At 49.4% G+C, this 25,207-nt stretch carries 16 protein-coding genes, 3 rRNA genes and 2 riboswitches; of the genes, 1 reads left to right on the top strand and 18 read right to left on the bottom strand.

Features of this window, described 5'->3' with window-relative positions; genetic code table 11:
- Positions 1 to 10: 10 nt before the first annotated feature.
- From B0X71_RS04420 to B0X71_RS04380, 9 genes are all read right to left on the bottom strand, one after another.
- Positions 11 to 1,624, bottom strand: a complete 1,614-nt coding sequence (locus tag B0X71_RS04420; RefSeq protein WP_077588311.1) for a YceG family protein — start codon at positions 1,622 to 1,624, stop codon at positions 11 to 13.
- A 27-nt stretch (positions 1,625 to 1,651) separates the two neighbouring features.
- Positions 1,652 to 2,455, bottom strand: a complete 804-nt coding sequence (locus B0X71_RS04415; RefSeq protein ID WP_077588310.1) for an HAD hydrolase family protein — start codon at positions 2,453 to 2,455, stop codon at positions 1,652 to 1,654.
- Positions 2,452 to 3,567, bottom strand: coding sequence for a cysteine protease StiP family protein (locus tag B0X71_RS04410; protein WP_077588309.1), 1,116 nt, complete (start codon positions 3,565 to 3,567; stop codon positions 2,452 to 2,454). Before B0X71_RS04410 ends, B0X71_RS04415 begins: the two co-directional genes overlap by 4 nt.
- Positions 3,557 to 4,924 (bottom strand): phosphoribosyltransferase family protein, encoded by a 1,368-nt coding sequence (locus B0X71_RS04405; protein WP_232336784.1) that lies wholly within the window; start codon positions 4,922 to 4,924, stop codon positions 3,557 to 3,559. Before B0X71_RS04405 ends, B0X71_RS04410 begins: the two co-directional genes overlap by 11 nt.
- Entirely contained in the window at positions 4,875 to 6,011 is a 1,137-nt protein-coding gene (locus tag B0X71_RS04400) for an HpcH/HpaI aldolase/citrate lyase family protein (protein WP_077588308.1), read from the bottom strand. The genes B0X71_RS04405 and B0X71_RS04400 overlap by 50 nt, the downstream gene beginning before the upstream one ends.
- A 118-nt stretch (positions 6,012 to 6,129) precedes the next feature.
- Positions 6,130 to 6,705 (bottom strand): TerD family protein, encoded by a 576-nt coding sequence (locus B0X71_RS04395; RefSeq protein WP_077588307.1) that lies wholly within the window; start codon positions 6,703 to 6,705, stop codon positions 6,130 to 6,132.
- Between the two features lie 15 nt (positions 6,706 to 6,720).
- A complete protein-coding gene (locus B0X71_RS04390; protein WP_077588306.1) occupies positions 6,721 to 7,338 on the bottom strand; it encodes a TerD family protein in 618 nt (205 codons plus the stop codon).
- 231 nt (positions 7,339 to 7,569) lie between these two features.
- Positions 7,570 to 8,088: a DUF2179 domain-containing protein gene (locus B0X71_RS04385; protein ID WP_077590892.1), complete on the bottom strand. Its 519-nt coding sequence runs from the start codon at positions 8,086 to 8,088 to the stop codon at positions 7,570 to 7,572.
- A gap of 151 nt (positions 8,089 to 8,239) precedes the next feature.
- Positions 8,240 to 8,782 carry a DUF2179 domain-containing protein gene (locus tag B0X71_RS04380; RefSeq protein WP_077588305.1) on the bottom strand — a complete coding sequence of 181 codons (543 nt, stop codon included), beginning with the start codon at positions 8,780 to 8,782 and terminating at the stop codon, positions 8,240 to 8,242.
- Positions 8,783 to 9,235: 453 nt separating this feature from the next.
- Here B0X71_RS04380 and B0X71_RS04375 point away from each other — a divergent pair, with 453 nt between their 5' ends.
- Positions 9,236 to 11,032, top strand: coding sequence for an IS1182 family transposase (locus tag B0X71_RS04375; protein ID WP_077588304.1), 1,797 nt, complete (start codon positions 9,236 to 9,238; stop codon positions 11,030 to 11,032).
- A 2-nt stretch (positions 11,033 to 11,034) separates the two neighbouring features.
- Here the strand turns inward: B0X71_RS04375 and rrf are convergent.
- From rrf to nadE, 9 genes are all read right to left on the bottom strand, one after another.
- A 5S ribosomal RNA gene (gene rrf, locus B0X71_RS04370) occupies positions 11,035 to 11,150 on the bottom strand.
- A gap of 176 nt (positions 11,151 to 11,326) precedes the next feature.
- A 23S ribosomal RNA gene (locus B0X71_RS04365) occupies positions 11,327 to 14,260 on the bottom strand.
- Between the two features lie 188 nt (positions 14,261 to 14,448).
- Positions 14,449 to 16,002, bottom strand: a 16S ribosomal RNA gene (locus B0X71_RS04360).
- Together the 16S, 23S and 5S rRNA genes form the textbook arrangement of a ribosomal RNA operon.
- A gap of 483 nt (positions 16,003 to 16,485) precedes the next feature.
- Positions 16,486 to 17,820, bottom strand: coding sequence for an NCS2 family permease (locus B0X71_RS04355; RefSeq protein ID WP_077588303.1), 1,335 nt, complete (start codon positions 17,818 to 17,820; stop codon positions 16,486 to 16,488).
- Between the two features lie 116 nt (positions 17,821 to 17,936).
- A riboswitch (purine riboswitch) is annotated at positions 17,937 to 18,038 on the bottom strand.
- 41 nt (positions 18,039 to 18,079) lie between these two features.
- Entirely contained in the window at positions 18,080 to 19,618 is a 1,539-nt protein-coding gene (guaA, locus tag B0X71_RS04350) for a glutamine-hydrolyzing GMP synthase (protein WP_077590891.1), read from the bottom strand.
- A 132-nt stretch (positions 19,619 to 19,750) separates the two neighbouring features.
- Positions 19,751 to 19,852, bottom strand: a riboswitch (purine riboswitch).
- 31 nt (positions 19,853 to 19,883) lie between these two features.
- Positions 19,884 to 22,076, bottom strand: coding sequence for a DUF4129 domain-containing transglutaminase family protein (locus tag B0X71_RS04345; protein ID WP_077588302.1), 2,193 nt, complete (start codon positions 22,074 to 22,076; stop codon positions 19,884 to 19,886).
- Positions 22,073 to 23,275: a DUF58 domain-containing protein gene (locus tag B0X71_RS04340; protein ID WP_077588301.1), complete on the bottom strand. Its 1,203-nt coding sequence runs from the start codon at positions 23,273 to 23,275 to the stop codon at positions 22,073 to 22,075. The genes B0X71_RS04345 and B0X71_RS04340 overlap by 4 nt, the downstream gene beginning before the upstream one ends.
- Positions 23,272 to 24,222, bottom strand: a complete 951-nt coding sequence (locus B0X71_RS04335) for an AAA family ATPase (protein WP_077588300.1) — start codon at positions 24,220 to 24,222, stop codon at positions 23,272 to 23,274. The genes B0X71_RS04340 and B0X71_RS04335 overlap by 4 nt, the downstream gene beginning before the upstream one ends.
- Before the next feature lie 156 nt (positions 24,223 to 24,378).
- The gene (gene nadE / locus B0X71_RS04330) at positions 24,379 to 25,203 is read right to left on the bottom strand and encodes an NAD(+) synthase (RefSeq protein ID WP_077588299.1); all 825 of its coding nucleotides are present in this window, start codon (positions 25,201 to 25,203) and stop codon (positions 24,379 to 24,381) included.
- Positions 25,204 to 25,207 lie beyond the last annotated feature (4 nt).

The following is a 25,207-nucleotide window of genomic DNA, read 5'->3' as shown; positions in this document are numbered from 1 at the left end:
CCCCTTTGTGTTATAAAAATCGTTTCAATATTTTCTGTACTGCACCTTCTTCTTTAAACGGTTCATTAAAACTGCGATCACTCAGCCAATGAAGATCATAAACGCCTTCTCTGATCCATCGTTCAATGTCCTGGTGGCCTTTCGGATTCACCACAATGATATCGAAGCCCAATTGATGCATTATGCACAGCGCATTTGCATCTGCCCGGCTCAGATCAGGTCCTGTTTCTTCATTATATATAAAAATTGTAGGCACAAATTGCGGGTAATCAAATAATTGAATCAGCCGGAGCGCAAATCCTGGCAATTGCATGGATTGAGCAAAAGCAAAGAGCTTCAATTCCTCTTCTGTCTCCTGACCCTGTCGCATCAGGAGCGGCTTGTTCACATGCCGGGAAATCGCCTCGCCTATCGCGGCCTGTGTGCCGGCCGGCAGTTTTCCGTAGGTCCACCAATTCGCACGTCTCATTTTTTCCGGATCAAGCTTGCCATCACGGCCCAAAGCATCCCGGTAATGAAACAGCGGATTTGCTTTCCGCTCTTTTGTGAACGGAAATTCACGGATGACATGGGTATCTTCCCGCTCGGTCAATGAATGGACATTCGCCCAGAACCGTTTCCGGTTTTGATCGATGCCCATCATCTTGGCAAAAATAACAGGAAGCGTGACTGTGCCATTAGCCGCTGCAAACCGGGGCCGGACCATCGCCCGTTCTTTAGCAAGCAGGAAGGCTTCGTCTTCTGTCGTTTTCAGCCGGAGAGGATCCACTAAAAATGAATTCAATTGGAACGGCTTATAAAGTCCGGAATTGTCATGATGCAACAGCTCATTGATTTCCTGCGTTGCCTGAAAGGCCACAGTCCCGACAACATCCGGTTTTTCAGCCGGAAGCGGCTTCAGATCAGAAGCCATTTTCGGAAACTTATAACTCTGTTCTTCCTTGATTTCCAGCATGTCTGCCGGCCATTGTTCACCGAGCGGATTGAACACGACGAGATGGAAGCCGAATTCCGCCAGAAAAGCGAGGAACCACCGTTCGCTCGGTGTCGCTTCGCCATACCAGAGAAAACCAGGCAATCCTGTCCGAAAATCAAGATCGGCCAGTGCCGGCTCCACATGATTGAAAATCCATTTGATCAAATCGATCGTGATCCGGCGGTATTCATGATGAAGCGTTCCTTCTGTATAGGCGGATTGCAGCTTTGTCAGCACAGAAATCAGTACCAATCGAAGATGCCGGTTCAGCTGCGGGTCTTTCAGGCGCGGCAGCAGGGCATGACCGTCCATGAATGCGACCATCCGATTTGGCGACAGGCCCTTTTCTTTCTTATGAATCTCAAATAAGGCGTTGATCGATTGTAATTTCTCCGATGGAATCACTTTGTTTAGTGCATCTGTTAAAATGATCAATTTGCCTTCTGCTTGCTCCACCTGCGTATACAGGAAAGCGAAATACTCATCATAATCGAGTGGTACACCAACATATTGGCAGACCAATTGCGGGTAGGAGAGTGTTTCTTCCTCAACAGAAACCTGGCTGTCCTGCTGAAGCGAATTCTTCAGCCAGTTCCCGCTATCAGTCGAATCCCATTTTGTCAGTCTGACTGGCTTTAAAATAACCATGGCCTCTCCCCCCTCGTTCTTACCTAATTATAGCAAAAAACGTCGAACATTCTGCAGAATTTCTTCTCCTGCCTGAATGCCGCTCGCAGCAGTGATCCGGACAGAAGCAGGAACCTCCGCATCTTGTGCCGCTTCTCCGTGGGCGGGTATGAAACCATGATCCGCAGCTTTGACCATCTCCAGATCAAGCAGTGAATCGCCGGCTGCCAGCACGGTCTCCGCCTGTAGTTGTTTAATGACGAAATTCAAAGCGGTTGCCTTATTAATGCAATTCGGCATGATGTACAGTTTCCTGCCTTGCTGAGAAAATGTGAAACCCTGCCTGAAAAAGATTTTCGCTAAGTGTTCGAGTTCTGCCGGTGAAAATTTTTGTTCATCAATAATCATATAGATAAACCATTCTTCCGCCTGCTTCACTTCCAGAATGAATTCCTTACCGGTATATACTTCCAGCTGCTTCAGAACATGCTTAACTGTCGCCCGGTCCTCGAGCAGCTGTTTTTGTATCCGGGCCGACCATTCAGCCATCGGTACCCCATTTTTTAAAATGACTGCGCCATTGGCGACAATTGCATATTCTGGCTCCTGAACCTCATCCAGCAGCCCGGTCACCCGTTTATACTGTTCAGCTGTCCGGGTTGTCACCGGTACAAATGAGATCTTCGATGACATTTGCCGGTGAAGTGCCAAGCCGGCAGTCGTCATGAAAGCAGTCAGTTTTCCATTGATTTCTTCTACTGCTGTAAGCATCTCCGGATCGGCATCCGGTCCCATTGAACGTCTGCTGTAAATAAGCGTCCGGTCCAGATCACTTGCAAATAACACGGTCATCGCCGGTCCTCCGCTTCGATCAAGCCGATGGCCCGGTAAAACAAATCCGGTACTTCCTCAACAGGCACTTCTTTTTCCCGGCATAAATAGAGAATATGCTGAACAGCTTCATGGCCGCTATCTTGCACAAGCACTTTATATGGCTGCCTTCTCAGCAGAACTCTTGTTGTTTCACCGACACTGGGTTTCACTTTAGAGATATCAGCGCTTAAGTAATGTCGCTTGGCAATGGATTCCGCTTCCTCCATTCCCTGCCATGTCCGCGGATCCAGGACGGACCGGCCCTTCAGGCTCGCTTCAATCGCCGGTTCCTGCCCATTGAATTCACTGGAGATCCGATCGATAAAATCATTGGAGACATCCTCTGTTTCCAGATCTGCGTAATATTTAGCGCCATGGAATTCGCCAGGCCGGATCAGTCTGGTGTTCAGTACAGTCCGGCTGACAAGGCCTGAAACCGTGGCATTCAGACAGGCATTCGGAATCAGGAAATCTTCCCGTGTGCCAAACAACGTTGAACAAGCGCCGGGATCCGACAGAACTGCCAGATCATCATTCAGATCCAATTGGAAATCCGCGTTCAATTCCCCGACCGACCTGCTCAATTCCTGCTGGATAGCCCCTTTCCCTGTCCAGCCATCAACAAATTGAATATGACTCTCCGGATACAGTTCCCGCACAGTCTGAAGCGCTTCAGCATCAATGCCTTTGCCGCGCAAGATGGAGACACTGAAATGCGGCCAATCCAAGCCCATTGCCTGCTTTGCATAGCGCTTCAGCAAAATACCGACCGGGCTGCCCGCCCGCGCAAGGGATACGAGCACCACCTCGTCCGTAGCGGCATAACGGCGGATTCTTCTGGCCAGCACGCCCGTCAGTCTGGCAATTTCTTCGGCAGAAGCCGCTAATGCCTGATGATATAATTCTGTATAGGCGGCAGTCGGCCGGTACTCGACCGGCAGTGACTCTGAATAATGACTCCCCTTCCGGAATGCCTGTTCCCGCTCTTCGACGGGAGCTTCAATCGTTGCATCCGACAGATCCTTTAATAAAAAAATGATATCTTCAGGATCATAACTAGTGGGCACCAGACCGGCTGTATCAAGTTTCATTGCTATTCACCTGCTTTTCTTCTGATGTCAGAGCGAGCCACGTAACAGGTGCCAGCTCTCCAAGATGCGCAAGCAGTGGCTGCCAGCTCTCCTGTTCACGCACTGATTCCGCAACAACAATGATTCTGTCGGCTTTAATAGCGTTTAAATTATATAAATACTGCTCTGTTCCGGAAGAATCTGGAAGTAAAAATTTAGTTTTTGATTTTATTGGATATCCTATTTTATCTGAAGGGAAGATCGGACTCCTGGTCGTTGTCTGTACCCGTGTATTTGAGCCCAGTTCCAATGCGAGCCGCTGTGGAATATAAATGTTTTCTCCGATCCCAATGATCAGTATGTTCGCATCGTTCGGCTCCATGCGAATCCGGTCTCCAAGTTGTCGAATCCAGTTGTCCATCCGATCATGCTGTTTGCTTGTCAGACCAAAGCGGCCGGTGAACAGGCTGTACGTGGCAAAAGCACTTTTAAAAGGTGCATGCATTTCTGCCGGCAATTCACCGGTCACCGCACTGAACTCTCCGGAACCTGACAAGTAGTCCAGTGCCGGTTCTTCAGCTGTGTCTTCACTGTGCAGCACAAACTCACCGGCCAACATTGAAAGCACTTCTGCAGAAACATGACGAATGGCCATCGCTTCTGTAAACTCTTGCCGGTGCTCATCACTGCGCCAGTCCAAAATCGACAGAACCTTGTATCGTTTTCCAGGATACGCCTCATTCAGAGAAATAATCAGATTTGCGGCAGTTCGTCCTGATGTGATTTCATCATCAATCAGCACAATTGTCTCCGCTTCCTGTAAAACATGTTCCGGTGCATATACCCGATGAGATGTTGCATGTGAATGTTCCTCTTCAAAACGAAAAGATGGCTCCGCATTGACCATTTCTTCCCGGGTGGTGTGAAGGTAGACAGCTTCATTGAAATGCTGGAATACAGCATGACCCAAGCCGGTCGCTGTTTCCGCAAACCCGATAAAGACAGTCCTCGTCGGAAGTTGTGCTTTATAAGCTAATGATTTTTTGACTAAGGCACGATCCGGCTGCTGCCTGTTAATCATAGCAGCAATCCGGTTGGTTTCCGGGTGTGATTCCTGGCCTTCACTTTCCAGCAGCATAGACGCCAAAACAGTTCCTGTGCCCAGTGATAATGCCGGATCAACTGCCAAGTGCTTGCCGAGCAGCCGGCTGACAAACAGGAACTGCCGTTTTTTATTGATCCGCATGCCCATGCCAAACAAGGAGTCCGGCGAAATCCCGTATGGATTTTCCGTCACTTTGATTGTCAGTTTCAAATCTCCATGCACTTTATACAAGTGCTGTGCGGAGGCGGCGGAGAAAGTCGAATGATGTGACATTTTCTTTTAACACCCCATATATCTCTGCTTGCGCCAATACATTCAGCGCCCAATTGTAATGAGGCTTGACCTCATTCATTTTATTTTTTGCCGGGCTTTTCAGCACGCCGTTCATTTCAATGCTTTGTTCCGTAATTGCTCTTGCGTCATCATATGCTTCCTTTGGTATTGCGTAAGCTGCATTGATAATCGCGATATGGGAAGGGTGAATACAAGTTTTCCCCATGAATCCATTCAGGCTGTCCAGCTGCACTTCTTCCCACAGCACAGCATCGGCACTCGAAGGGTTATCAAAGGTCCCAGTGCTGGCTGCATCTTCAAAATGCTCATATACCGGTCCTGATATCAAAAAACTGTCATCTCTTCTGCCGAATTTATTCACAATAGCCAATAGACAATCCGCAACCAGCCGAAGATCATAAATCGGTCGCAGTCTAGAGCGCCGCAGACTGAGAAGACTTGCAAAATCAGTCGCACCTACGCGAATCGTCAAGATCAGTTCTTCAAACTGCTTGAAAATTACATAAAGCCGGGCAAGCTCCTGTTCCCGTGATTCCGAATATAGAATCTCCTTCGTCTCAAGAATCGGCAACCCGTACAAATTTATAGCCCGCTGCATATTCAGCTCCTGAAGGCAGCGAAAAAATCCCTGTGCATTCGACGAAGTACATTTTGGAAAGACAATACCTGTCACCAATTCGAGCGCACTGCCGAGGCGCTCAGCAATATCCTGCAGCTGATTGGTATTTCGCACACGGATAAACAGCAACGGCAAATTACCGTCACTGAACTTTCCCGTTATGTAAAGCGATTCAATCACTTTTAGTTCCCGGATAACATTTTCCTCTGCTTCAGCCAGCTCCCCATCTGAAACTGCATCTTCCAAACACAGAATGACACTTGTCAGACTACTGAGCCGGGTCCCGGTCAGCTTCACAGCAATTTCTTTCATCGTGCCCGGCATATACAGCGAGGCCCCCATTGCAATGCCCAGTGTCCGCTTGCCTGCATCCCGTGAAAACTCTGACGGGCAGACATAAAAACATTCCTGCAATGCCTCCCTGCTCATGCCTCTAAAATGTTTCATCGTTCACACTCCCAAAAAAAATAAAGAAAGCATTGCAGCGCAATACTTCTTCCTTACCCCGTTTAACAGGCAAACAAAAAGCAAGGACAGATTCCCTTGCTTTTTGTCGCCATGCTGTTTAGCTTAATCCAAAATCCTGAACAAGTGAAGCAAGTCCGCCCTGATAGCCGCTGCCGATTGCATTGAACTTCCACTCACTGCCGTGGCGATACAGTTCACCGACGACAACTGCAGTTTCGATGGAGAAATCTTCTCCTAAGTCATAACGGATCAGTTCTTCATTTGTGTCGGCGTTTAAAATCCGTACATATGAATTGCTGACTTGGCCAAAATTCTGTCCTCTTGCTTCCGCTTCATGAATCGTAATACAGAAATCGATTTTTTCAACTGAGGCTGGAACAGTTGAGAGATTCACATTGACCTGCTCGTCATCCCCTGCACCTTCACCGGTACGGTTATCGCCTGTGTGAACGACCGAACCATTGCCACCGGTTGTGTTATTGTAGAAAACAAAATCGCTTTCCGATGTTGCTTTTCCATCACCATTCAATAGGAAGACGGAAGAATCCAAGTCGAAATCTTTTCCACCATCATATTTATTTGTATCCCAGCCCAGTCCGACTGTTACGTTCACCAGACCTGGATTCGTTTTCGTTAAATCGATTTTCTGTCCTTTTGATAAATTGATTCCCATTATTTCAACATCTCCTTATGCATATTTATTGGCAATTGAACTGATATCGACATCTGTTGTTCCTTCACCGACCGCCGAGAATTTCCACTCTTCCCCGCTCCGGTACAATTCGCCCAGAATCAGTGAAGTCTTACCGGCATAACTATCAGTTAAATCATAATGGACGAGCTCTTCCTTGCTGCTGTTATCGACCAAGCGAATGAAAGCATTTTGGATCAATCCGAAATCCTGTTTACGCTGTTTCGCCTGGTAAATGTTCACCACAAACACCAGTTTATGTACAGAAGGAGAGACCGCACGTAAATCGACGGTAATTACTTCATCGTCTCCAGCCCCTGCGCCTGTCAGGTTGTCACCCGAGTGAACCACACTGCGGTCCTTGCTCGTTTTATTGCCGAAATAGACTAGATTTTCTTTGGCTGTCAGCTTATCATTCGCATCCAGCAGCAGTACGGATGCATCACAATCCACTTCTGCTCCGCCACCGCCTCCGCCAAGAAGGCTGCTCAGAAAGCCGCCTCCGCTTTTTCCTTTTTTGACTGGATCCCAGCCGAGTCCGACCATGACACTCGATAACGAAGAGCGTCCTTTTGTCAGATCAATTTTCTGTCCTTTTACCAGGTTGACTGCCATTCAATTCCCTCCTGTTAATTGCTCTTTATTCTATACGTACTTCTCTATCAAAGGTTTCATCGAATCATTCCCTTTGATGCGTTCCCCCTTCATTATGAATGAATTATCGCAATATCTCAAATTTTTTCCTGTATGTCTGGCAATTCCCTATCATTATACGGCAGTAAACCAAATAAAAAAGCCGGAAGCATGAGCTTCCAGCATGTGAGTAAATAAGAGTATGTGCAATTTTCATGCAGCTTTTTGCTGTCTGATACTCTTCGTCCAGAAGCCGCCGAATATCTCTTTCGGTTCATAGGAAATGATAAAGGCCTTCGGATCCAACTCCTTGATGAGCTGATACAGTTTCAGTTCATTTTTCCGGGGAGTCAGAATTTGCATAGCTTGCCGGTTACCATTCAGACCGTTAGCCTGCCAGTCAGTAACTCCGTATCCCCGCTGTCTGAGCTGCGCCGGCAAATAGGTATGAGCATCCGCTGTAATGACATTCACCATCGTGTAACCGAGTGCCAGTTTCTCTTCCACTTTCATCCCTATAATTACACCGGTTCCGTAACCCAAAGCATATGCCGCTACGTTTTGAACTTGATCGATATTAGCAAGAACCAGTCCCAGACCAATAATATAAATAACTACTTCTGCAATGCTCACAGCTGCAGCAATATATCGATAACCTTTCATCGTTAAAATCATCCGTATTGTATAAAGCGTGATCACTACAATATTAATCACAAAAATCAGTGTTGCCATCGCTATCATTTCAACTGTCACAAAGCCATCCCTTCCTGCTGATACTTCAGAATCTCTTCTATGTTACTGGAATGATCTTAAAAATTCAAGAAGGCGGGAATATATTGAAGAGACCTACCCATGCATCCTTTTTCTGCTTTCTTTATACCTTTTAGCGGGACAGCTTTCCCTTTTTAATATTCTTGACCCAGAAACCGCCGTGAATGGTCTTCGGTTCATAAGAAATAATGAAAGCTTTCGGGTCCAATTCTTTGATCAATTGATACAGCTTCAATTCATATTTTCGGGGTGTCAGAATTTGCATGGCCTGCCGGTCTCCATCAAGGCCATTGGCAGTCCAATCCGTTACGCCATATCCTTTTTCACGTAATTTTTTGGGAGACAGTTCCGACCGATCCAGCGCAATGACACTGACCATGATATAACCGAGTGCCAACTTCTCCTCAATCTTCATGCCGACTATAACACCGGAACCAAACCCAAGAGCATAAGCGATCAAGTTTTGAATCTCGTCCAGGTTATCAAGCACCAGCCCTAAACCGATAATATAGATCAGCACTTCCATCACACTGACAGCAGCCGCTATATACCGGTAACCTTTTAAGGTTAAAATCGTCCGCATAGTCAAAAATGTCACGTAAACGATATTGATCAAGAAGATGATGATCATCATCGCTGCCCCATCAAAAGTCATCTGTTATCACTTCCTCTTCATAATCCGGATTCCCCCATATTAAAGTAGGAAGCTCATCAATTCAATGTTTTTAAGAAGTCTGAGTAGCAATTTGACAAGATAGCTACTTGTTCTTCCAAATAAATAAATAATTGTCTGTCACCGTCAGACGAAAAAAGGGAATCAAAGTAAAAAAGCAGGGGCTGTCCCGAAAGGTCATGAAAAATGACCTCGAGGGGCAGCCCCTTTTTTCTATTCGTAAAGAAGTAGCTGGGGTTCGGCCCGGCGGACGCTTTCCGCGGGCACGGCTTCAGACGCTTCCCTCGCTATACTCGGTCCAGGGTCTTCAGCTCGTGCTGGTCCCGCAGGAGTCGCCGCCGGCCTTCCCGCTAGTCAAGTCATCAATGCATACAAAAATCGTCCGTTTCTGTAAAATGGGAGTTACCAGACAACCACTCAGAAAGGACGATTTTTATGCGCAATCCAACGATTGCTTCTACCGATTATACCATGCAACCACCTCTTCCGTCAGGTGAATTACTTGAACATGAAATCGTAGTCTCCACCCAAGGGCGCCGGCCGGCGCCCGCATTCAAACCGTATGATCCGACCCAGGCCTTATCCATTCCTGATATTGGCGCCCTGATTCCCGACCATCATGTGGCTCGTGTGGTGGATCAGTTGGTTGAGGCTTTCCCCGATGAGGTGTTGACCGCCTGCTACCCTGGCGGCGGGCGGCCACCCTTCCACCCGAAACTGATGCTCAAAGTTATTCTCTATGCCTATTCCCAAAAAGTTTATTCCTGCCGGGGCATCGCCACGATGCTGCACGAGGATCTTCCGGCGATCTGGCTGGCGGCGATGCAGAAACCGGATTTCCGGACCATCAACCATTTCCGGAGCGTCCGAATGGGAGCGGTCATCGATCAGTTATTCGAGTTCACTGTTTTGGAACTTCACCGGCAAGGGTTTGTCGAGTTTGAGAACTACTTCCTGGACGGGACGAAGATGGAAGCGGACGCCAATAAGTATAGCTTTGTCTTCCGTAAGGCGGTGACGGGGCGGGAAGCGAAACTGAAAATCAGAATCCAGGAAACGCTTCAGGAAATCCAGGAGATTGCCAAGGCGGAGGGATTGGAACTGGGCCAGCTGGCCGAGGAGCCGGCGGCTGTGGAATTGGCTTCAGTTGCGAACCGGCTGGAAGACCAAGTGGATATCCTGACGGATCTCATCGCTGAGGAAAAGCTCGTGGAAAACAGAAAAGGACTCCGCAAACGGCATAGTCTCCTGAAAAAGAAAGTGAAACTGATTCGTGAAAACTTCATTCCCCGCCAAGAAACGTATGCGGAACAGCTCGCAATCTGTGGAGAGCGCAACAGCTTCTCGAAGACGGACCCGGATGCCACATTCATGCGGATGAAGGAAGATCATATGAAGAATGGCCAGCTGAAACCCGGGTACAATATCCAGATGGCGACCGAGAATCAATTCGTGCTGTTCTATACCATTCATCAGCGCCCAGGAGATGCTCGCTGCCTGATTCCACATCTGGAAGCGCTGCAGGCATCTGCCCTGCCTATGCCGAAGACCATCGTCGCGGATGCCGGCTATGGAAGCGAAGAGAACTACCTCTACCTGATCGGGGATGAAAAAGAACCACTTGCCGGCTTCCTGATCCCGTATGGTACTTATCTGAAAGAGCAGACAAAGAAGTCTAAAAATAATAAATGGAATGCAAAAAACTGGATATATGAAGAAGCGGATGACCGATTCATCTGTCCAAACGGCCGCCGCGTCGTTTTCAAAAAATATCAGGAGAAGAAAAATGCATCGGGCTTTGTTCAGTCCTATAAAATCTACGAATGTGAAGACTGTACCGGGTGTCCGCTGAAAGAATCGTGTACCAAGGCAAAGGGGAACCGTCAGGTTCATTGGACCCCGGTCTATGAGGAATTGAAAATGAAAGCGAAAGAAGCCCTTGAATGTGAGGACCGAAAACTGGTATACGCCCGAAGAAAAATCGAGGTGGAAACCGGTTTCGGCGATATCAAGGGCAATTTGGCGTTCCGCCGGTTCCATCTCCGGGGGCTTCAGAAAGTGCACATCGAATTCGGACTCATCGCCATGGCGCATAATTTTCGGAAAGTGGCCGGTTTCCTCCGGTCACTTTCCGAAAAAGCGAACTTTAAAAAAACAGGGAGAGAACAACCGATTGGTTATTCTCTCCCTGTTTTTAATTTAGGGGGCTTTTTGGACAGCCCCTGCTTTTAATTGCCCAGCGACGTCCTACTCTCACAGGGGGAAGCCCCCAACTACCATCGGCGCAAGAGAGCTTAACTGCCGTGTTCGGGATGGGAACGGGTGTGGCCTCTCTGCCATCATCACTGGACTTATTTGGTTGAGTGCTTGTTCACTCAAAACTGGATAACCGACATTGAAATGCTGTGGTGTCTAGCTCGGTGGCCAGGCCCTCGGGTCGTAAGCCGTCCCATTCTGGAAATCAGGATTTCCGCCATGGGCCGTCTCTACGCCGGTCGGGCCTTGCGTGGCCACCTGCGCTTTTCTTTGGTTAAGTCCTCGATCGATTAGTATTCGTCAGCTCCACATGTCGCCATGCGTCCACCCCGAACCTATCCACCTCATCGTCTTTGAGGGATCTTACTTACGTAAACGTAATGGGAAATCTCATCTTGAGGGGGGCTTCATGCTTAGATGCTTTCAGCACTTATCCCGGCCACACATAGCTACCCAGCGATGCCTTTGGCAAGACAACTGGTACACCAGCGGTGTGTCCATCCCGGTCCTCTCGTACTAAGGACAGCGCCTCTCAAATTTCCTGCGCCCGCGACGGATAGGGACCGAACTGTCTCACGACGTTCTGAACCCAGCTCGCGTACCGCTTTAATGGGCGAACAGCCCAACCCTTGGGACCGACTACAGCCCCAGGATGCGATGAGCCGACATCGAGGTGCCAAACCTCCCCGTCGATGTGAACTCTTGGGGGAGATAAGCCTGTTATCCCCGGGGTAGCTTTTATCCGTTGAGCGATGGCCCTTCCATGCGGAACCACCGGATCACTAAGCCCGTCTTTCGACCCTGCTCGACGTGTCTGTCTCGCAGTCAAGCTCCCTTCTGCCTTTGCACTCTGCGAATGATTTCCAACCATTCTGAGGGAACCGTTGGGCGCCTCCGTTACTCTTTAGGAGGCGACCGCCCCAGTCAAACTGCCTGCCTGCCACTGTCTCCCCGGCCGATAAGGCCGGCGGGTTAGAAGTCCAATACAGCCAGGGTAGTATCCCACCATTGCCTCTGCGTAAGCTGGCGCTCACGCTTCTTCGGCTCCTACCTATCCTGTACAGGCTGTATCCAACTTCAATAGCAGGCTGCAGTAAAGCTCCACGGGGTCTTTCCGTCCTGTCGCGGGTAACCTGCATCTTCACAGGTACTATAATTTCACCGAGTCTCTCGTTGAGACAGTGCCCAGATCGTTACGCCTTTCGTGCGGGTCGGAACTTACCCGACAAGGAATTTCGCTACCTTAGGACCGTTATAGTTACGGCCGCCGTTTACTGGGGCTTCGGTTCGCACCTTCGCTTGCGCTAAGCGCTCCCCTTAACCTTCCAGCACCGGGCAGGCGTCAGCCCCTATACGTCACCTTACGGTTTTGCAGAGACCTGTGTTTTTGCTAAACAGTCGCCTGGGCCTATTCACTGCGGCTCTCTCGGGCTGTTCACCCAAAAGAGCACCCCTTCTCCCGAAGTTACGGGGTCATTTTGCCGAGTTCCTTAACGAGAGTTCTCTCGCACACCTTAGGATTCTCTCCTCGCCTACCTGTGTCGGTTTGCGGTACGGGCACCTCCCGCCTCGCTAGAGGCTTTTCTTGGCAGTGTGAAATCAGGGACTCCGGGGATACTTCCCCTCGCCATCACAGCCTGGTGGTTGTGGGAACGGGATTTGCCTCGTTCCCCACCTCACTGCTTGGACGTGCGCAACCAACGGCACGCTCACCCTATCCTCCTGCGTCCCCCCATTGCTCAAATGGCGGGGAGGTGGTACAGGAATATCAACCTGTTGTCCATCGTCTACGCCGTTCGGCCTCGACTTAGGTCCCGACTAACCCTGAGCGGACGAGCCTTCCTCAGGAAACCTTAGGCATTCGGTGGAAGGGATTCTCACCCTTCTTTCGCTACTCATACCGGCATTCTCACTTCTAAGCACTCCACCGGTCCTTCCGGTCCGGCTTCAACGCGGCTTAGAACGCTCTCCTACCACTGTTCATACGAACAGTCCGCAGCTTCGGTAATCCGTTTAGCCCCGGTACATTTTCGGCGCAGTGTCACTCGACCAGTGAGCTATTACGCACTCTTTAAATGATGGCTGCTTCTAAGCCAACATCCTGGTTGTCTAAGCAACGCCACATCCTTTTCCACTTAACGGATATTTGGGGACCTTAGCTGGCGGTCTGGGCTGTTTCCCTCTTGACGACGGATCTTATCACTCGCCGTCTGACTCCCAAGCACAAGTCACTGGCATTCGGAGTTTGTCTGAACTCGGTAACCCGGGATGGGCCCCTCATCCAAACAGTGCTCTACCTCCAGGACTCTTTCGCTTGAGGCTAGCCCTAAAGCTATTTCGGAGAGAACCAGCTATCTCCAGGTTCGATTGGAATTTCTCCGCTACCCACACCTCATCCCCGCACTTTTCAACGTGCGTGGGTTCGGGCCTCCAGTGAGTGTTACCTCACCTTCACCCTGGACATGGGTAGATCACCTGGTTTCGGGTCTGCGCCCCCTTACTCATTCGCCCTATTCAGACTCGCTTTCGCTGCGGCTCCGCCTTCTCGGCTTAACCTTGCAAGGAATCGCAACTCGCCGGTTCATTCTACAAAAGGCACGCCATCACCCATTAACGGGCTCTGACTACTTGTAGGCACACGGTTTCAGGATCTGTTTCACTCCCCTTCCGGGGTGCTTTTCACCTTTCCCTCACGGTACTGGTACACTATCGGTCACTAGGGAGTATTTAGCCTTGGGAGATGGTCCTCCCGGATTCCGACGGAATTCCACGTGTTCCGCCGTACTCAGGATCCACTCGGGAGAGAAGCGCATTTCGCCTACGGGGCTGTTACCGCGTATCGCGGGCCGTTCCAGGCCGCTTCAGCTATGCGCTTCTTTTATCACTCCACTGTTGAGTGTCCTACAACCCCAAGAGGCAAGCCTCTTGGTTTGGGCTGTTCCCGTTTCGCTCGCCGCTACTTGGGGAATCGCATTTGCTTTCTCTTCCTCCGGGTACTTAGATGTTTCAGTTCCCCGGGTCTGCCTTCTCATGCGCTATGAATTCACGCATGGATCCCGCCCCATTACAGGCGGGGGGTTTCCCCATTCGGAAATCTCCGGATCGTCGCTTACGTACAGCTCCCCGAAGCATATCGGTGTTAGTGCCGTCCTTCTTCGGCTCCTAGTGCCAAGGCATCCACCGTGCGCCCTTTCTAACTTAACCTCAAATTAAAAAGAATCACGTGCATCACTCGCGTGATACGGTGCTACTTTGGTTTATTGCTTTCAATGTCGTGTTATCCAGTTTTCAAAGAACAAGTCGTGAAGATCCTGAGACCTTCAAAACTGAACGCAAAACGCTAAGCGGACCAAACGGTCCGTTCCGAACTGTCTTCCGACAGAAATCCTTAGAAAGGAGGTGATCCAGCCGCACCTTCCGATACGGCTACCTTGTTACGACTTCACCCCAATCATCTGTCCCACCTTCGGCGGCTGGCTCCCGTAAGGGTTACCCCACCGACTTCGGGTGTTACAAACTCTCGTGGTGTGACGGGCGGTGTGTACAAGGCCCGGGAACGTATTCACCGCGGCATGCTGATCCGCGATTACTAGCGATTCCGGCTTCATGCAGGCGAGTTGCAGCCTGCAATCCGAACTGAGAACGGTTTTCTGGGATTCGCTTGCCCTTGCGGGGTTGCTGCCCTTTGTACCGTCCATTGTAGCACGTGTGTAGCCCAGGTCATAAGGGGCATGATGATTTGACGTCATCCCCACCTTCCTCCGGTTTGTCACCGGCAGTCACCTTAGAGTGCCCAACTGAATGCTGGCAACTAAGATCAAGGGTTGCGCTCGTTGCGGGACTTAACCCAACATCTCACGACACGAGCTGACGACAACCATGCACCACCTGTCACCGCTGCCCCCGAAGGGGAAGCCCTGTCTCCAGGGCGGTCAGCGGGATGTCAAGACCTGGTAAGGTTCTTCGCGTTGCTTCGAATTAAACCACATGCTCCACCGCTTGTGCGGGCCCCCGTCAATTCCTTTGAGTTTCAGCCTTGCGGCCGTACTCCCCAGGCGGAGTGCTTAATGCGTTAGCTGCAGCACTAAGGGGCGGAAACCCCCTAACACTTAGCACTCATCGTTTACGGCGTGGACTACCAGGGTATCTAATCCTGTTTGCTCCCCACGCTTTCGCGCCTCAGCGTCAGTTACAGACCAGAAAGTCGCCTTCGCCACTGGTGTTCCTCCACATCTCTACGCATTTCACCGCTACACGTGGAATTCCACTTTCCTCTTCTGCACTCAAGTCCTCCAGTTTCCAATGACCCTCCACGGTTGAGCCGTGGGCTTTCACATCAGACTTAAAAGACCGCCTGCGCGCGCTTTACGCCCAATAATTCCGGACAACGCTTGCCACCTACGTATTACCGCGGCTGCTGGCACGTAGTTAGCCGTGGCTTTCTGGTAAGGTACCGTCAAGGTACCAGCAGTTAACTGGTACGTGTTCTTCCCTTACAACAGAGTTTTACGATCCGAAAACCTTCTTCACTCACGCGGCGTTGCTCCGTCAGACTTTCGTCCATTGCGGAAGATTCCCTACTGCTGCCTCCCGTAGGAGTCTGGGCCGTGTCTCAGTCCCAGTGTGGCCGATCACCCTCTCAGGTCGGCTACGCATCGTCGCCTTGGTGGGCCACTACCCCACCAACTAGCTAATGCGCCGCGGGCCCATCCTGCAGTGACAGCGAGATGCCGTCTTTCCGCGGAACCTCATGCGAGGTTCCGACCTATCCGGTATTAGCACCGGTTTCCCGGAGTTATCCCGATCTGCAGGGCAGGTTGCCCACGTGTTACTCACCCGTCCGCCGCTAATGAATCAGGAGCAAGCTCCCGATTCGTCCGCTCGACTTGCATGTATTAGGCACGCCGCCAGCGTTCGTCCTGAGCCAGGATCAAACTCTCCGATATGGAGTCTTGATTGACTCTTGCTGGCGCAGCGGCCATGGTCACGGAGGTGACGCATGACGCGCTGCTATTTGATTCACTTAAGAATCGTGTTTGTTTCTTAGCGTTTTGCTGTTCAGTTTTCAAGGTTCAGTTTCGATCGCCGCCATTTGCTTTGCGACAACTTTTTAATTATATCAACATACCTTTCGGAAGTCAACAAGAAATTACGAAACAATTTTCATAGCCACTGTCTCTCAACAGCAACTTCCCTAGTATATAAAACATCCATATAAAAAGTCAACCATGAAAATCATTTTTTATCTAGGCACGTATAATAATTATAACAGAAAATTGCGAACCACTCCCCATTGAAACGGGGAGCTTCGAAAGGCAATGACCCTCGGCCATGTTTACCCTCAAATAAATACTACAGACTTTTAACAGCTTTGAAAGGAAGCAATTCCGTTACATGAAAAAGCCCGCCAAAATCGGCGGGCTCCTCTCTTATGCCAAGAAAATAAAATACAGGACGAATATAACGAAAAGCCCATACATAATCGGATGAATTTCTTTAGTTCGTCCACTGATGATCATTGTGATCGGGTAAAAAATAAACCCGATTGCAATTCCGGTTGCAATACTGTAACCAAGTGGCATTGCGATAATAGTAAGAAATGCCGGCACAGCTACCTCAAACCGGTTCCAGTCAATCTTGCCGATTACCGAGACCATCAGCACACCGACAATGATTAAAGCCGGCGCTGTTACAGCTCCTGTAATTACTTCAAGCAGCGGGAAAAATAAAATGGAAATCAGGAACAGGATACCAGTAACCACTGCCGCAAAACCGGATCTTGCTCCCGCTGCCACACCGGAAGAAGATTCAATATAAGAGGTTGTAGTCGATGTGCCAAAAATCGCACCACTTACGGTCGCCAACGAATCAGCGAGGAGCGCTTTCCCTGCCCGGGGAAGTTTATTATCCTTCATCAGGTTCGCCTGGTTGGCAACCGCGACCAATGTTCCGGCCGTATCAAAAAAATCCACAAACAGGAACGTCAGCACAATCACCAGAAATTCAATCGTCAGCAACGATGCCGGGTCATTGAAAATCGGACTGAGCGCCGCTCCAAAGGTCGGTGTAATACTCGGTATGTTCCCGATCACACCGCTTGGCCGGTCTATGACGCCGAACAACACGCCGACCACTGCCGCAATCACAAGTCCATAGAAGATGCCGCCTTTTACACCGCGCGTCATCAAAATCACTGTAACGACCAGACCAAAAATCGCGAGCAGTGTAGCAGGGGTTGATAAATCACCCAGTGTGACAAGCGTAGCATCATTCCCGACAATTATGCCGGCATTCTGGAAACCGACAAACGTGATGAACAAGCCGATTCCGGCCCCCACCGCAAACTTCAGCTCAGCAGGAATTGCGTTAATGATGGTTTCCCGGATCCCAGTCAATGTCAATGCAATAAAAATCAGACCTGAGAACAACACACCTGTAAGAGCCGTTTGCCAAGGAATTCCATACGTTAAAATTACGGTATAAGCGAAAAATGCATTTAATCCCATTCCCGGCGCTAAAGCAATCGGATATTTTGCAATGAACCCCATGAAGAAACAGCCGACCGCTGCAGCCAAAGCTGTCGCGACGAATACAGCGCCGTAATCCATTCCTATTCCTTCCGGCAGATCCGGAATTGTTTCAAGGGATAGCGTCAGCGGGTTGACTACAAGGATATAGGCCATTGCAAGAAAAGTCGTCAGCCCTCCGATAAACTCCCGCCGGTAATTGGTGCCCAGCTCTTCAAATTGAAAAAACTTCTTCATAACTGAATTCTTCCTCCGTGTGCCATCGCATAAGGCAAAACAAAAAGCACATGCGGTTTATATTGCCGCACGTGCTCCGATTCCTTCTGAATAAAACAGAAGGGACTGTCTGCATAATGCAGACAGTCAATAATCGTAGTCGGATCATTTACGGTGATCCGGTAGAGACTTTTGGGCCTTATTCCCAACTTTATACGACAACGTTATTTGATTACTATGGAACTATAGCACAATAGCATGAATCGGACAACCGAATTTTTTATTCCCACTCGATCGTTGCTGGCGGCTTGCTCGTGACATCGTACAATACCCGATTAATATTCGGAACTTCATTGACCAGACGAACGCTGATCTTCTCAAGTACATCCCACGGAATACGGGCCCAATCAGATGTCATGCCATCAATCGACGTAACTGCCCGGATGCCGATCGCATAATCGTACGTACGGGCGTCTCCCATGACACCGACACTCCGGATATCGGGCAGAACAGTAAAGTATTGCCAAATATCCCGATCAAGACCGGCTTTTTTCACTTCTTCACGCAAAATCGCATCCGATTCACGGACAATCTCCAGCTTCTCATCTGTTACTTCGCCCATAATGCGGATGGCCAGTCCCGGTCCCGGGAACGGCTGACGCCAGACAATCTCATCTGGTATGCCGAGTTCCGAACCAAGTTTGCGCACCTCATCCTTGAACAGCGTGTTAAGCGGCTCAATCAGCTTAAACTGCATTTCTTCCGGCAATCCGCCGACATTATGATGCGATTTAATCGTTTGCGCAGTGGTCGTCCCGCTTTCGATGATATCTGTATAAAGCGTCCCCTGTGCAAGAAAGTCCATTCCTTCTAATTTCAATGCTTCATCATCGAAGACATAAATAAATTCATTGCCGATGATTTTCCGTTTCGTCTCAGGATCTGAAACCCCTCTAAGCTTACTGAGGAAGCGGTCATGGGCATCGATTTTAATCACATTCATATTGAAGCCATCCGCAAATGTTTTCATAACACTTTCCGCTTCATTTTTCCGGAGCAGTCCATGATCGACGAACATGCATGTCAACTGATCGCCGATTGCTTTATGGATTAATACAGCCACGACGGAAGAATCGACACCGCCACTCAGTGCGCACAATACTTTCCGGTCCCCCACCTGCTCGCGGATCTTTTCCATTTCCATCTCTATGAAGCTTTCCATCGACCAATTGTTTTCCATTCCGCATACATCGAAGACAAATTGCCGGAGGAGTTCATTGCCATATGCTGAGTGACGCACTTCCGGATGGAATTGCACGCCATAGAAGCGACGGCTTTCGTCTGCCATTGCAGCAACCGGACAGCCGGCACTTGTAGCGACCGTCTGGAATCCGGGAGGCGCCGCAGTTACCAAATCTCCGTGGCTCATCCACACAATCTGCTCAGAAGGCAGATTACCGAACAGGTGATTTTCCTCTGTGACGGTCACTTCCGCTTTTCCATATTCGCGATTGGAGGATCTCTCCACCCGGCCATCAAGTTTCAATGCCATCAGCTGCATGCCATAGCAGATCCCGAGAATCGGCAAACCCATCTCGAAAATTTCCGGATCGACTGAAAACGCATTTGAATCGTATACCGAGTTCGGGCCGCCTGAGAAAATGACTCCCCCTGCATTCATCGCACGGATGTCTTCTGCCGTAACAGTATGGGGGTGCAACTCACTGTAAACACCAAATTCACGAATACGCCGTGTGATCAATTGGTTGTACTGACTTCCAAAATCCAGCACAACGATTTTTTGCTGTTCTTTCAACATCGGACTGACTGGCACTGCCTTCACCTCTTCTAATGATTTCAAACCGCTGAAGCTCCCTCAAAACAACAAAAGAACGCGGAAAAGTCGCGTTCCTGCGTTCTACAATAATAAAAGGCAAATACGCACAGGGAACCTGTGCGCATTCACCTTCATAGACAAGTCATTTCCGGTGACTTGGTAGAGACATCCGTACCTTATTAACGGACATATATGAGGGTGCCTGACTCTATGATTTTCTCAATTGTACAGGCTGCATCGGTCAAAATCAACCGCTCGTCCGGTTGATTAAACTTTCCCAATTTTCCCTCAATGTATTCCAATCAGCTGCGTGCCTCATTCCCCCATAGACGGCTTTTTCATAGGCATCCGTCAGCACAGTCATATCCCGGGTGCCGAAAAACTTATCGATGTAGTCAGCATAGGCAGAAAGAGTTTCTCCTTCTTTCCGTTGAATTCCATAGAGATCAAGCTGCCTTAGCAGGTGAAGATAGGCCCGTTCGAACGATTCGTCCCCCTGACGCAACCTGTAATAAGGCACCAGCACAGCCGGCAGCCATTTTCTGCGCAGGAAGTAAAGGATCAGTCCGACAGCAATCACCGCCAGCACGCCCCAGATGATCCGGGTTTGCTGTTCTTTCCAAAACTCTGCTGCCCATTTGCCGATCTCCAGGCCGCTGTTTGCCGAAGTCGCTTCAGGCTCATTTTCAGCAGGCGCTGGTGTATCGGGCTTCTCAGGAAGAGGCGCCGCATCTTCTTCCGAATCGTCCAGTTCCAAATCAAAATCAATATTAGCTGTCCCGGCAAACCCGATTGTCGGTTCAAACATGATCCAGCCGACGCTCGGCAGATAAGCTTCCACCCAAGAATGAGCATTGTTATTGGTCACTTCATATAATACTTTTCCGTCAGCCGCTCCAATTTCTTCCCCTTCAGCAAACCCTTTTACCCAACGGGCGGGAATACCGATTGACCGGAGCATGACAACCATGGACGTAGAGAAATTATCGCAATAGCCTATTTGTGTCTCAAACAAGAACTGATCGACATAATCCTGCCCTTCAGCCGGAACCGGCACGTTCGTTTGGCTGTAAGTGAATTCTCCGTTGGCGAAGTACGCTTCTATTGCCCGCGCTTTTCCGTACAAACTCTCATCGGAAGCCGTGATTGCGGTCGCTAAATCCCCGACACGTTCCGGCAATGTTTCCGGCAGCTGCAAATAACGATCGAGTTCACGAGGAAGATCAGTAAGCCCTTCTTCTGAAGTTGCACGGAGTGCGGTCAGACTGTATGTGGGTTCACTGTAGATAACTTCATACATGTATGGCTCGAATGTACTGCCGGCCCGGTATGTGCCAATCCGCTGATCTGCTGGGTTATATCGGTAGTCCGCTTCCCCTTCCATTGTGAACGATTCCGTCCCATATGGATAAAGGACAAAGGGGAACCGTTCCTCTGCCATGGTGATGAACGCAGTTCCCTGCTCTTCAGATGCCCCCGGCTCTATATCCAGCGCACCGATCGGCTCGCTGTCACTGTAGAAAACCGGCTCGTCTTCGACTTCCGATAATTCCCATCCATGCGATGTGTATACATCCTTAGATTCTATTTTCCAATATTGTCCACTTCCCGATTCCGCACGCAGGACGACAGTATCGTCTCCTACGAACGATCCGCCTAAACGGGAATCATCTTGATCATAGCCGATTTTCCCGATTGGCGGTTTGCCGGAACTTGCCGTTTCACTGGTTGTGTGAGAAGTCAGATAAGGAACGGGGTCAGGCCAGACCGGATCCACTTTCGGCAACAGCAATGCAGCCGCGGCCGAAGTGCCCACCATCAGGAACAGCGGGACCAGCCACCCGATAACGGCGCTGTTCCGGAGCGGAATATGATGCAGTTCGAGCCACCGTGCCAGATGAAGAAGCCCGGCCAACATGAGACCGATAACCATAATCCGAATGATGGCTGCATCTCCGGAATATGTGCTGAATGTATCAAGGACTGCGATAAAAATAACAGTAAACAAATAAAATGCAAAAATACTAAGACGGAAGCTGATCCAGTAATGCAACAGATAAACCGCCATCCATAACAGGACAAAGAACAGCAGTGTACGGAACATATCTGTTACACCCGTCCAGTTTTGGCTGAACAGAGCCGTAAAACTGGTTTCAATATTAACTTCAAACGCCGCAATAGCATCGCGGGTAAAAAATCGGTGTTCCGTGAAAATAAACAGGAGTGCCCATAGAATATAGATGGCTTTCAAACCACCTGATATCCACCAAGAAACCTGGAAAAATGCCATAAACAGACTTGCTCCTAAAAAGACCAGGAAGACTGTCTGATAACCTGTAGCTGTGAGTTCCGCAATTGGCGTCAGCCATTCCAGAAGCAGCAGAAAAACAAGGACATACAGAAAAAACATGAAACCTCTATGTTTGCGGATGGACGTCATGTACGTCCCACCTCCGTGAATGCATTTTCAAAATTCCCAGGCAGAATAACTTTTACGTGAAATCCTTTTAGCTTAGCCATATGATGCACCGCTTCTTCATCGGCAGTTAATCGGGTATCTTTGTTTTTCACAATAAGACATGTACACATTTTCAATTGCCTTGCTCCGCGCTGGATAGCATTCAGCGCTTCCTCGGTCAGTTCACCGGTGATAAAAACCATATTCGTCGCTTGTGCTAAACCAAAATCATGTTCAATCATATCAGCAAAGGGCGTCGATGAATCGGGCTGCACTTTCATCAAGTGGTGCATGAGCTGCTGGAATTGTCCTTCTCCATTGATAGCTGAGAAATGGGTCCGGTTTTTTCCGGCGGCCAAGTAAGCTGCACTGGCTCCACTTCGCACAACAGCGCGCAGAATGGAGGCGGCAAGTTCGACCTGCGTTTCATAGGAAGGCGACGGTGAACGGTCAGCGAGCAGGAACAGTTCCTGTGACTGCCGCTCTTCAAACTCTTTTGTCTGCAGAGTTTGAGTGCGCGCAAATGATTTCCAATGAATCCACGTCATCTTATCACCCGGCTGGTACTCTCTGAGTCCGGCCGGAATCGTGGTATCCCGGACAAGTGTAAATGGCGAAGCTGCTGTTCCTTGTTCAAAATTAGTTTTAGAAGGGCGATAAGTCAGCTCTGTAATTCGCGGGTAAACAAGAACACGCTGCCGGTACGGCACGAGCCGGGATTTCCGGATCCAGCCAAAAAAGTCAGCCACCTCTACCTGAATCCCCTCCAGGATATGTTCACCCCTTGGCATGTCAGTGATTTCATAAGTCCAGGATAGCGAACGACGAAATCCCGGGATTGCCATTTCACGTTCTTTTTTTCCAATCACTTCGAAATCTGTCGCTTCTGAAAATACGGTATATAAGAGCGGGAACGGAATGGACCGTTCCATCGTCACCGCTGCTGTAAAGCGCCCTCCGCTTTGGATGTTCGCTGTCTCAATACTTCGTGTAATTCGTATGTCCTTCAGCGGATAAAGCGCAAGAAAGAAAGAGTACAGGCCGAATGGCAAAGACATATAAAAAATGAACCAGCTGACAAAGCCGCCCTGAAACATCGCAAAGGAGAACGTTACAATCAGCAGGAATCCCACAAAAAGCAGCCGGCCTCCAAACGCTATATAACGGGTGCGTCGTTTCATCGGCCCGCCAGCCGCTTCACCGGAATCCGCGTTCTTGTGATAATCCGCTCTACGATTTCTTCTGCTGTCACACCGTCATACCGTGCTTCAGGACGCAGAATGACCCGGTGCTGAAATACAAATTTCGCCAGGTACTGTACATCATCCGGTTTGACAAAATCGCGGCCGGAAAGAAGTGCATACGCCTGAGCCGCTTTCATAAGGGCAATTGATCCGCGGGGACTCACGCCCAGATATACATAGGATTCTTCACGGGTATGGAGAGCAAGATCTACAATATAGCTGCGGATCGTCTCGTCAACTTTCACCGTCTTCACTAATTGCTGAATCTGCAGGAGTTCTTCAAGTGACATAACCGGCTCCAATTCATCGATTGATACGGTTGTACTCGAGCGGTTCAACACTTCCATTTCCTCCTCCCGGCTGGGATACCCCATCCGCAGTTTCAGTAAAAAGCGATCCAGCTGCGCCTCCGGCAACGGATACGTCCCTTCATACTCGATTGGGTTCTGAGTCGCCATTACGAAAAACGGCTTTGGAATAACCATCGTTTCACCGTCGACCGTGATACTCCCTTCTTCCATGCCTTCCAGGAGCGATGACTGCGTTTTCGGCGAGGTTCGGTTGATTTCATCCGCAAGCACAATATTGCCCATAATCGGCCCTGGACGGAAGTGGAATTCAAGATCTTTCGGATTATAGATGGAAACGCCAATAACGTCGGATGGTAGCAAATCCGGCGTAAATTGGATCCGCTTGAATTTTGCACCCATCGATTTAGCCAGCGCGCGCACCATCATGGTTTTTCCGACTCCCGGCACATCCTCCAATAAGACATGTCCGCCTGCCAGAAGTGCCGCCAAGCTGAGTTCCGCGACTTCCCGCTTGCCGATTATTACCTTTTCTATATTATCCAGCACTTTATCCAGCTGTTCTTTCGCGCTCATTCACGTTCCCCCAAATGGTCCAAATTGTTTTTCAAATTGTCCGAAACTTAACTTTAGCATATCGGATAAGGGGGGTAAACTCAACTTTCGCCCGTCCATCCTAAGCATTTTTTTCTCAAAAAAAGCAGAGCTTTAGTAAAAGCTCTGCTCACGAATTTAGGATTTCCAGAAGTCATCGAAGACGGTTACCGGTAAATGACGCTTATGCCGGGTCTTTAAATAATAATTTTCAAGTTTTTCCTGCGCTTCTTTCGGAATGGTTTTCCCTTCAAGGTAGTCATCAATGTTCTCATAGGTCAAACCGAGTGCAACTTCATCCGGGATCGCCGGACGGTCTTCCTCCAAGTCAGCTGTCGGGATTTTATTGTACAGATGTTCAGGAGCTCCAAGCTCTTTCAGCATCGCGCGCCCCTGCCGTTTGTTCAGCCGGTGAAGCGGCACAAGGTCTGCAGCACCATCGCCGTATTTTGTATAAAAACCCGTGATGGCTTCAGCCGCATGGTCGGTTCCGAGGACTGCGGAACTCTTAGCCGCCGCAACCGCATACTGCACTTTCATCCGTTCACGGGCTTTATCATTCCCTTTGATGAAGTCGCTGATTTCAATGCCTTCCGTTTCCAGCGCTCGCTCCGCTGCATCCACCGCTTCTTTTATATTAACCGTATACACCTGTGTCGGCTGGATAAAATCGAGGGCATCCTGAGCGTCTTCTTCGTCAAATTGTTCGCCATAGGGCAGGCGAAGCGCATAAAATGCATAACCGCCCCCTTGTTCTTCGTTCAACTGATCGACCGCCATCTGCGCCAGTCGTCCGACGAGCGTTGAATCCTGACCGCCGGAAATCCCGAGGACAAATCCCTTTAAAAACGGATGGGCTTTTAAGTAATCTTTCATGAACGCAATGGAACGTTCATTTTCCTTTTTAGGATCGATGGTCGGCTGCACATCCATTTCTTCAATGATCTGCTGCTGTAATGTCATCTTT

The organism is Planococcus lenghuensis (assembly GCF_001999905.1).
Classification (GTDB): Bacteria; Bacillota; Bacilli; order Bacillales_A; family Planococcaceae; genus Indiicoccus; species Indiicoccus lenghuensis.
This window is presented reverse-complemented; position numbering and strand designations above follow the sequence as displayed.

What these genes read in the sequence shown, in the direction of transcription:
- B0X71_RS04415 (WP_077588310.1), bottom strand. Translation starts at nt 2,455, where the DNA reads ATGACCGTGTTATTTGCAAGTGATCTGGACCGGACGCTTATTTACAGC.
- B0X71_RS04380 (WP_077588305.1), bottom strand. Translation starts at nt 8,782, where the DNA reads ATGACTTTTGATGGGGCAGCGATGATGATCATCATCTTCTTGATCAAT.
- B0X71_RS04375 (WP_077588304.1), top strand. Translation starts at nt 9,236, where the DNA reads ATGCGCAATCCAACGATTGCTTCTACCGATTATACCATGCAACCACCT.
- B0X71_RS04400 (WP_077588308.1), bottom strand. Translation starts at nt 6,011, where the DNA reads ATGAAACATTTTAGAGGCATGAGCAGGGAGGCATTGCAGGAATGTTTT.
- B0X71_RS04385 (WP_077590892.1), bottom strand. Translation starts at nt 8,088, where the DNA reads ATGGCAACACTGATTTTTGTGATTAATATTGTAGTGATCACGCTTTAT.
- B0X71_RS04420 (WP_077588311.1), bottom strand. Translation starts at nt 1,624, where the DNA reads ATGGTTATTTTAAAGCCAGTCAGACTGACAAAATGGGATTCGACTGAT.
- B0X71_RS04390 (WP_077588306.1), bottom strand. Translation starts at nt 7,338, where the DNA reads ATGGCAGTCAACCTGGTAAAAGGACAGAAAATTGATCTGACAAAAGGA.
- B0X71_RS04335 (WP_077588300.1), bottom strand. Translation starts at nt 24,222, where the DNA reads ATGAGCGCGAAAGAACAGCTGGATAAAGTGCTGGATAATATAGAAAAG.
- B0X71_RS04395 (WP_077588307.1), bottom strand. Translation starts at nt 6,705, where the DNA reads ATGGGAATCAATTTATCAAAAGGACAGAAAATCGATTTAACGAAAACG.
- nadE (WP_077588299.1), bottom strand. Translation starts at nt 25,203, where the DNA reads ATGACATTACAGCAGCAGATCATTGAAGAAATGGATGTGCAGCCGACC.
- B0X71_RS04355 (WP_077588303.1), bottom strand. Translation starts at nt 17,820, where the DNA reads ATGAAGAAGTTTTTTCAATTTGAAGAGCTGGGCACCAATTACCGGCGG.
- B0X71_RS04410 (WP_077588309.1), bottom strand. Translation starts at nt 3,567, where the DNA reads ATGAAACTTGATACAGCCGGTCTGGTGCCCACTAGTTATGATCCTGAA.
- guaA (WP_077590891.1), bottom strand. Translation starts at nt 19,618, where the DNA reads ATGTTGAAAGAACAGCAAAAAATCGTTGTGCTGGATTTTGGAAGTCAG.
- B0X71_RS04345 (WP_077588302.1), bottom strand. Translation starts at nt 22,076, where the DNA reads ATGACGTCCATCCGCAAACATAGAGGTTTCATGTTTTTTCTGTATGTC.
- B0X71_RS04340 (WP_077588301.1), bottom strand. Translation starts at nt 23,275, where the DNA reads ATGAAACGACGCACCCGTTATATAGCGTTTGGAGGCCGGCTGCTTTTT.
- B0X71_RS04405 (WP_232336784.1), bottom strand. Translation starts at nt 4,924, where the DNA reads ATGTCACATCATTCGACTTTCTCCGCCGCCTCCGCACAGCACTTGTAT.